The organism is Methanolobus psychrotolerans (assembly GCF_002243045.1).
In the GTDB taxonomy this organism is placed as follows: domain Archaea; phylum Halobacteriota; class Methanosarcinia; order Methanosarcinales; family Methanosarcinaceae; genus Methanolobus; species Methanolobus psychrotolerans.
The window spans coordinates 1-1,574 of the sequence record NZ_MBKP01000087.1; the positions used below are offsets into that span (position 1 = coordinate 1).

Here is a 1,574-nt window from a genome sequence, read left to right on the forward strand (position 1 = left end):
GAGACTTTTTATTATTTTCTGTTCAAGCTTCGAATGTGGTCAAACCCTATTAAACCCCCTTCTCTCAAATGATTAGTCCTAGCAGTCTAATCATTTGAATGCACCTTTTTAAAAACGTAGGAATGAAGACGTTCATTTGTAGACAGTTGCCACTAATAAAAAAGCAAAATATGTTCTACTGAAATTTTAACTGTATTTCATTCGTGCAATTTCGAGTGGAAATTGACCTTTGCGGATTCCCGTATTAAACTTCCTATGATTCATGAATGTAAACAAGTTATTGAAAAAATTAGCCAATCCGTTGATTGTTTTAAAAGACCTCGCTTGATAAATAAAACTGTCAATATATGAAAATAGCTGTTCCATGACGTTGTTTGTTTCGGGAATAAATCCTGCCTCTAATGTTTTTCGATTTTTGAAGTAAATGTTAGAAACGTACATAACAACTTTCATTGAAGCTTTAGATATTGTTTTTGCTTTTGAAGCTTCAATCATTTTATGGTAGTTCGCTACCAAATGAATAACTGTTTCTGAGAGAACCACTTGAATTGCAAGATCATAAACCATAAGGTCCTCATCGGGTACATTTTCCATACTGGAATACTCATTCATATATTTTTTAGATATTGCTTTCATTTGATGAAACACACAAAAAGAATGGATAGCATTTGGGAAAACCTCTTTAACTGCACCAATAATTGCCTTATCCTCATCTGAAACGATACACAACCTTTTCACATCAGGTATTCTTTGTTTGATCCTATTCATCAGAGGAATCAATTCAAGGTGATCAGACATCCGATTGGTTATTTTAAAATCCAATATTACCTGGTCTTCGGTGGCAACTACATAGATTACTTTGTAACGAATCTTTTTCCATTCCCTCATTGATAGCTCTCTTCCCATTTGGTTTTCTATAAAGGATTTCCATCCCGTTTTAACCCAATAACCATCAATGTATAACTTACCATTAAAATTAATATTTTCGTCAACTAACTTTTCAACAGCTATTTTTCCTTGTACTTGTTCATATTTCCATAATGTTGTTGGCGATGGTGCTCTGTTATATATGCCGTATATTTCGCCTGCATATTGCGTATTATGTAAACTACAATGACTACCATACCTGACATGCATTTGCTTTTCAATGAATTCATCACTATAGTTTGCGGATCCTGTGACGCCGATTATTACGTCTTTGTGATGTTTTTTACACCCTTCATTAGAACAGATACTATAGGTTGTTGAACAAACGATTAATCCATAACTTGAGATTATAAATCGATCATATGGTTTATGTGGTTTTAGATCAGAACCACAAACAGAACACTGTTTTGGAGAAATTATCGTAAACAAGGGGTACATATTTCCATCATACATTACTTCTGGAAGCTCTTGTATTAGGTTTCCAGCCTGTATCTCTTTTGCTAGTGATTTATTGAGGGGAATGTTTCCTTTAGTCATACATATAGTATTTATTCATCGTATATACTAATTTATCTATAATGTACTTGGATGAATGCAAACAAAGAAGATTGGTTATGGTGAAATAACAGAAAATAATAAAAAGTCTC

The 1,574-nt window shown here is 33.1% G+C and carries 1 protein-coding gene; it reads right to left on the reverse strand.

The window, feature by feature from the left end:
* Positions 1–186: 186 nt before the first annotated feature.
* Positions 187–1,464, reverse strand: a complete 1,278-nt coding sequence (locus BB781_RS15035) for a hypothetical protein (protein WP_094229261.1) — start codon at positions 1,462–1,464, stop codon at positions 187–189.
* Positions 1,465–1,574: the final 110 nt, after the last annotated feature.

What these genes read in the sequence shown, in the direction of transcription:
- BB781_RS15035 (WP_094229261.1), bottom strand. Translation starts at nt 1,464, where the DNA reads ATGACTAAAGGAAACATTCCCCTCAATAAATCACTAGCAAAAGAGATA.